Origin of the sequence: Bradyrhizobium sp. (genome assembly GCF_016462955.1) — a bacterium.
Classification (GTDB): domain Bacteria; phylum Pseudomonadota; class Alphaproteobacteria; order Rhizobiales; family Xanthobacteraceae; genus Bradyrhizobium.
Genome location: NZ_JAEMSD010000394.1, coordinates 1 through 6,440, shown reverse-complemented (window position 1 = coordinate 6,440; position 6,440 = coordinate 1). Strand labels below are relative to the sequence as shown.

Annotated in this window: 6 protein-coding genes; 2 read left to right on the top strand and 4 right to left on the bottom strand. The window is 66.6% G+C overall.

What is annotated here, in order from left to right:
• Window positions 1-1,058 (bottom strand): enolase C-terminal domain-like protein (locus JHD07_RS29415; RefSeq protein ID WP_291628529.1); only part of this gene is annotated, 1,058 nt, incomplete at its 3' end.
• Between the two features lie 191 nt (window positions 1,059-1,249).
• Here JHD07_RS29415 and JHD07_RS29410 point away from each other — a divergent pair.
• Window positions 1,250-2,812, top strand: a complete 1,563-nt coding sequence (locus JHD07_RS29410) for an adenylate/guanylate cyclase domain-containing protein (protein WP_291628527.1) — start codon at window positions 1,250-1,252, stop codon at window positions 2,810-2,812.
• 25 nt (window positions 2,813-2,837) lie between these two features.
• On the opposite strand, the gene JHD07_RS29405 is transcribed toward JHD07_RS29410, so the two are convergent.
• Together JHD07_RS29405 and JHD07_RS29400 are read right to left on the bottom strand one after the other, a co-directional pair.
• Entirely contained in the window at window positions 2,838-3,767 is a 930-nt protein-coding gene (locus JHD07_RS29405; protein WP_291628525.1) for an alpha/beta hydrolase, read from the bottom strand.
• A 300-nt stretch (window positions 3,768-4,067) separates the two neighbouring features.
• Window positions 4,068-4,637, bottom strand: coding sequence for an alpha-ketoglutarate-dependent dioxygenase AlkB (locus tag JHD07_RS29400; RefSeq protein WP_291628523.1), 570 nt, complete (start codon window positions 4,635-4,637; stop codon window positions 4,068-4,070).
• Window positions 4,638-4,716: 79 nt separating this feature from the next.
• Between JHD07_RS29400 and JHD07_RS29395 the strand changes: the two genes are divergently transcribed.
• Window positions 4,717-4,857: a hypothetical protein gene (locus tag JHD07_RS29395; protein ID WP_165935896.1), complete on the top strand. Its 141-nt coding sequence runs from the start codon at window positions 4,717-4,719 to the stop codon at window positions 4,855-4,857.
• Window positions 4,858-4,879: 22 nt separating this feature from the next.
• On the opposite strand, the gene JHD07_RS29390 is transcribed toward JHD07_RS29395, so the two are convergent.
• A partial coding sequence (locus tag JHD07_RS29390; protein WP_291628517.1) for an ATP-binding protein occupies window positions 4,880-6,440 on the bottom strand: 1,561 nt, incomplete at its 5' end.

Genomic DNA, 6,440 nt, shown 5'->3' with positions numbered 1-6,440 from the left:
TCCCATTCGATCCCGTTGCCGGGCTCCTCGCCCGGCAGCGCAAAGCCATCCTTGATCTTGAGCCGCGTCGCGAGCACCGCATCGGCCCAGTCGACATATTCCAGCCAGTGCGCGGTCGGCGTCACGCAGAGCAGATGCGCGCTCACCTCCGAGAACAGGTGCGTCGACATCTCGATGCCGGCGGCATGCGCCAGCGCTGCGGCCCGCAGCCAGCCGGTGACGCCGCCGATGCGCTGGACATCAGGCATCACGTAGTCGCAAGCCTCCGCCGAGAGCGCGGCCTGCATCGAGAAGGCGCTGTCGAAATTCTCGCCGATCTGCACCGGCGTGCGCAGCGCATCGGCAATGCGGGCGCAGCCGGCATAATCGTCGTGGCGGATCGGCTCCTCGATCCAGGTGAGGCCCTCGTCGTCGAGCATCTCGCCGCGGCGGATGGCCTCGGTCACCGTCAGCGCCTGATTGTAGTCGCACATCAGCGTGATGTCGTCGCCGACGGCCTTGCGCACCGCGCGCACGACGGCGAGATCGTCCCGCGCATCGGGACGGCCGACGCGGATCTTGGCCGCCCGAAACCCCTCGGCCAGCAGCTTGTGGGCTTCGTCCACCGCGGCGCCGGCCGGCATGATGCCGAGGCCCTTCGAATTGTAGGACTGGACCGGCTTCGGCGCGCCGCCGAGCAGGCGCGCGAGCGGCAGGCCGCGCGCGCGGGCCAGCGCATCCCATGCCGCCATGTCGATGCCGGATTGCGCCAGCCGCTGCAGTCCGGCGAGGCCCAGCAGCGTGAAGCGCTGGCTCAGCTTGCGTTCGATCTCGAACGGCAGTAGCTCGTCGCCGGCGACGAGATCCGACATTTCCGTGACCATCGCCGCCAGCGGCTTCAAGGCCGAGGGCGTGAGCGAGAACAGGTAGGAATGGCCCACTGCGCCCTGATCGGTCTCGCAGTCGATCAGCACCAGCGGCGCCTTGGCGACCGCCCCGGTCGCGGTCTGGAGCGGCAGGTTCATCGGCACGATCACGGGCCGCGCCCGGAAGCGCTTGATGCGGATGGTCTCGGTCATGGTTTTCTCCCGGCGGGGCGGTTGCATGTCGGCGCCGATCTTAAGCATCCGTGATCAAACGAAAAGGCGCCAGGCCCGACCCACCATAAAATGGGGTTGCGCCGGCCGGCAAATCTTGGCTCTGTGCCGCCGCAGTGTTTGCCGCGGATCCAAAAGATTTGCGACAAAATCGCACACAACGGAGCCACAGGGTGAAACAAGCGATCTCCGAAGAACAGCGCAAGAGCGGCATCTTCACAGGCGTTGTGATCGTCTTCCTCCTGCTTGCCCTGCCGCTCGCGGTGTGGCTGGACCTGACCGAGCTGAGCAAGACGGCGCTGCGCCGGCAGGCGATCGATCTCAACTCCGTGATCACGAGCGTGCGCAGCTATTACGCCTCCAACGTGGTCGGGCGCGTGCTCGCCAACCCCGACGGCAGCACCAAGGTCGTACACAATTACGAATCCATCCCCGGCGCGATTCCGATCCCGGCGACATTGTCGCTGGAGCTCGGCCGGGTGATCGGCGCGCAGCAGGAGAACATCACCTATCGTTTCGTCTCGGACTTCCCGTTCCAGAACCGCGCCCCGCACCAGCTCGATAAGTTCGAGAAGGATGCGCTGGAGGCGCTGCGGAAAGATCCCGAGCAGAAGATCGTGGATACCGAGACCTCGCTGTTCAACGACAAGGTCCGTCTCGTTGCCCCTGTCACCATGGGCCCGGCCTGTGTCAGCTGCCACAACAGCCATCCCGAGAGCCCGAAGAAGGACTGGAAGGTCGGCGACGTCAGAGGCATCCAGGAGGTGATCATCGCCCAGCCGATCGCCGCCAACATCTTCTCGTTCAAGTTCCTGCTGGCCTATTTCCTGATCGCCGCCGGCAGCGGGCTCGCGTTCATGTCGCTGCAGCGCCGCCAGGCGCTTCGCATCAAGGGCATGAACAAGGAGCTCGAATCCGCCAACGACTTCTTGGCGTCGCTGTCGATGAAGATCTCGCGCTACATCCCGCCGCAGGTCTACAAGGGCATCTTCTCGGGCCAGAAGGACGTCACCATCCACACCGAGCGCAAGAAGCTCACCATCTTCTTCTCCGACATCCAGAACTTCACCGCGACCGCGGAGCGGCTCCAGCCCGAGCAGCTGACGCAGCTGCTCAACGAATATTTCACGGAGATGTCGGCGATCGCCCATGAATATGGCGGCACCGTCGACAAGTTCATCGGCGACGCCATGCTGATCTTCTTCGGCGATCCCGAGACCAGGGGCGACCGTGCCGATGCGCAGGCGTGCCTCCAGATGGCGTGGCGCATGCAGCAGCGCCTTGCCGAGCTCAACGCGAAATGGCGAGCGTCCGGCATCGAGCAGCCGTTCCGCTCGCGCATGGGCATCAATTCCGGCTATTGCAATGTCGGCAATTTCGGCAGCTCCGACCGCATGGACTACACCATCATCGGCGCCGAGGCGAACCTCGCCGCGCGCCTGCAATCCATCGCCGAGCCCGGCGGCATCGTGTTGAGCTACGAGACCTTCGCGCTGGTCAGCGACATCGTCCGCGCCCATGCATTGCCGGCGATCACCATGAAGGGCATCAGCCGCGAGGTGATCCCCTATTCGGTCGATGCGTTGTCCGACGGAGCGGCCGAGAGCAGCGGCATCATCACCGAGCGCGCGCCGGGCCTCGAGCTCTATCTCGATCCCGCCGTGGTGAAATCAGGCGATGCTGCGCGCGTGCGCTCGCTGCTGGAAAGCGCGCTGGCCTCGCTGAAGCCGGCGTGAGTAGGCTTTTATCGAGTAGCTTTCTCTACGGCAGCCCCCGCGCCTCCAGCTGACGCACCAGCAGCAGCGTCGGTTCGGCGAGGCTGTCGCCGGAGCCATCCAGACCGAAGGCGCTCGCAATCCCTTCGCGGCTGCGCAGCAGCGTACTGCGTGGGCAATGGCCGGCTCCGCACAGCGTCTTCTTCAGGGTCTCGCCCTGCGCCACGAGGCCGGCGGAATCGTCCGCGGCCCAGGCCAGCACGATCGGCACGTCGACATTGAGGATGCCGGGGAAGACCGAGCGCTTGTCGTACTGGGCGGCGTCGGTGCCGAGATAGGCCTTCTCGCTGTCGCTGGCGTCCTTGCCCGCCCGGTAGATCCCGGACACCAGCACGACCCCGGCGACGTCGGCGCCGGCGGTCTGCAACTCGGGATGCGCCAGCATCGTCGCGAGATGGAAGGCGCCGGCGCCGTAGCCGACAGCCACGATCTCGCGGCGATCGCCGTTGAACAGGTCGATATTGCCATGGACCCAGGACAGCGCCGCCGCCACGTCGGACGCGCCGGCCGGCCAGGTCGCCGCGGGCGCCAGGCGATAATTGACACGCACGCCGATCATGCCGTTGCGCGCGGCAAAGCACATGGCCTGGTCCTGGATCTGGCGCGACAGCTCCGGCGCGGCGCGGTCCCCGGTGAAGGTGTCGCCGGTCACGAACAGCAGCACCGGCCGCGGCGTATCCGCCTTGGTCGCGCTGGTCGCGACGTCGAGCACATTGGCCTCGCTCTCGCCATAGCGCAGGCCGCGCGAGAAGCTCACCTGCTCGCACAGCCGCGCGGTGCCGCCGGCGATGGTGTCGGAATCGGTGAGGCCCACCTGCACGAGATCGGACGGCGGCGAGAGCCGGCCCGGCACCGGCGCGTGGGCGGAGGCCGCGGTCATGGTCAGGAACAGGAAAACTGTCAGATAGTGCTTCATGGTGCTGTCGGCGCTGCCGGGCTCATATGGGCTCGCTGATCTGGTCTGTCTTTTCAATTTGCCTCATTAGTCAGCCGCCTTGAGGCGAATTCGCGGCGCCTCGGCCGGAACGCCGCCGGCGCGGCAACAGGCAACCTCCTCGCATGCCGTCGCCTCAGGACGCAAGCTCGGTCGAATTGCGGGGAGCGGCCATTTTGTCTTTAACCGTCAAGCCGTTGTCCCGCGCCGCCCGGCCGCGAGCCAGAAACGGCTTTCTACTGTGCATGGGGTTGTTTTCGCAGTTTTGTTTTGAGCGACCGGTCAGGCCCGCTTCATCGTCCGGAACGTGATCGAGTAGCGGCGCGCCTCGACCGGCGGAATGCTGTGCTCCCAGCCCGACCGCGCCTCGCCGTCCATCATGTAGAGCGAGCGCGGCAGGGCCTCGAGCGTGTGGCGCTCCCACGTCTCGCCCTTGCGGCGGCGAAAGCGGAAGTTGCAGGGCGAGCCCAGTGACAGGCCGAGCACCTTGTCGAAATGCGGCTTGTCGCGGTGCCAGCCGATGCCGACGCCGGCCTCATATTCGGTGCACAGCACTTGCCGCACGCTGCCCTCCAACAGCCCCGCCCACGCCTCGACCTGTTGCGCGACCGGCCGTACCCAGTCCGGGATGGGCTCGGCTTCGGCCAAGCGCTGCAGGGTGTAGTCGTAGCGGTAGCCGAACGAGGCCACGCGGCGATTGCCCTCGAAAGCGCCGAACTGGAAGCGCTGCAGCGGCAATGCTGCGATGCGGCCGATCAGCTCCTGCTCGGCGGCGCGCTCGATGAAATCGTCCGCATAGCGAAGGCCGACAGGACCTGCTTGCGGGTCGGAAAATAATCCGAGCTGCGTCATTCCTCGCATTTCCGTGATGGAACCTAGTGGCGGCTGCTGCGACTTATCTATGACGCGGGAAGAAACGTGCGAGGCTGTCATGGCAGAGAAGCATACCGCCGATCCGGTCGAGATCATGCGCGCGACCGGTCATCCGGAGCTGGAATACGCCGCCGGCTGGACCATCGCTGGTCTTGTCACCATCGGCACCATCGTCGCCGCCTGGGTGTTCGCGATCTGAGGCGTGATCGGCGCGTCGCGCCTCAGGCCACAGGGAACTGGAGTTCGAAGGCCGCGCCGTCGCCGGTCGGCTTGAGGCTGATCGAGCCGCCATGGCTTGCCATCACCGCGCGCGCGATCGCGAGACCCATCCCGGTGCCGCCCTGGTCGCGGCGGGTGGTGAAGAACGCATCGAAGATCCTGTCGCGGTTCGGCGCCGAGATCGCCTCGCCGTCATTGCTCACGGTCAGCCGCAGGGTCGTCCGCTCGTCCACCGCCTCAAGCCGGATCGTCCGCGCCTTGTGCCGCATCGCATTGTCGGTGATGTGTGACAGCACGATCAGCGCCTTCTCGCCGGACATGCCGATCGCCCGGTCGAGACTGCCGCTGGCCTCGATCGCGCTTGCCGGAAACCTGGTCCTGAGATCGGCGATCACCGGCGCCAGCTCGGTGCGCTCGTTCTGCGGCAAGCTCTCGGCGCGGGCGAGTTCCCGCAGCCGCTGTGCCATCGCCTCCAGCCGCCTTGTGTCCGACAGGATGTTGGCGATGAACGTGTTCTGCTCGGCCGGCGTCAGGCCGTCGGCCTTGCCCTGAACCGAATCCTGCAACAGCTCGGCCGCGCCCTTGATCGAGGTCAGCGGCGATTTCAGTTCGTGGGTGAGATGGGCCGAGAAGGTCGCGATGTAGTCGGAGCGCCGCGCCAGCTGCTCGGCCATGCCGAGGAAGCTGTGCGAGAGCTGGGCGAACTCGCGCGTGCCGTAGTGCTTCAGCGGCCGGAATGCCTCGCGGTCGCCGCGGCCGATTCTGCTTGCGCGCTCGACCAGCTCGCGCATCGGCAGCGTGATGGTCCGCGCGAACACGAGGCCGATCGCGATCGTGCCGAGGATCACGGCGAGCCCGGCCAGCACGAACTTGCCGCGCTCCTGGTAGAGGTGGTCAAAAATATTGCTCGGCGTCCGCGTGGTGTAGATCACCCCGGCGACGCGGTTGTTGACGATCACGGGCATCGCCGAGAACACGTGAACGCCGAGGCCACGGCTGAAGGAATAGATCGGCGGCGGCGGCTTGTCTGGCACACGGTTGCGCAAGGTGGCGCGGTACTGCCCCCCGAGCGCTGTGGCTACTTCCTCGATATGGGCGAGCGATTGCCCGACCTCGTGCCGCCCGGCGATCACCACGCCCTGCCAATCGAGGATGCGAAAGCCGGCGAGCGTCACCTTCTGGGTCTCGCGGATGATCGGCGTCAGCCGGGCGCCGATCTCGACATAGGCTGCCTGCGCGGCTTGCGGCGCAGGGAGCGCATCGGGCCGCCGCCGCAACAGGTCGTTCGCGGTAAGGTCGAGCGCGGGACGGATCGGCGTGACGGGGTCGCCTGGGTCGGGCAACACGCCCGGCGGCACCTCCGGGCCGAGCGTCAGGCCGCCGTCGAGCCGTGCCGCGGCCTCCTGCGCATAGATCGTCGCCAGCACGCGGCTCTGTGCGATCAGCTCGGCCTGGGTCTGGCGGATCAGCTGGTTGTCGTAGAGGCGGAAGAAGAACAGGCCGACCAGCGGCAGGATGGCGACGGTGGCCAGCACCGTGAAGATGACGAGCCCAAGCGAGGGC

Excerpts from the sequence above, each read along its gene's own strand:
- JHD07_RS29405 (WP_291628525.1), bottom strand. The coding sequence starts at position 3,767 with ATGAAGCACTATCTGACAGTTTTCCTGTTCCTGACCATGACCGCGGCC.
- JHD07_RS29400 (WP_291628523.1), bottom strand. The coding sequence starts at position 4,637 with ATGACGCAGCTCGGATTATTTTCCGACCCGCAAGCAGGTCCTGTCGGC.
- JHD07_RS29395 (WP_165935896.1), top strand. The coding sequence starts at position 4,717 with ATGGCAGAGAAGCATACCGCCGATCCGGTCGAGATCATGCGCGCGACC.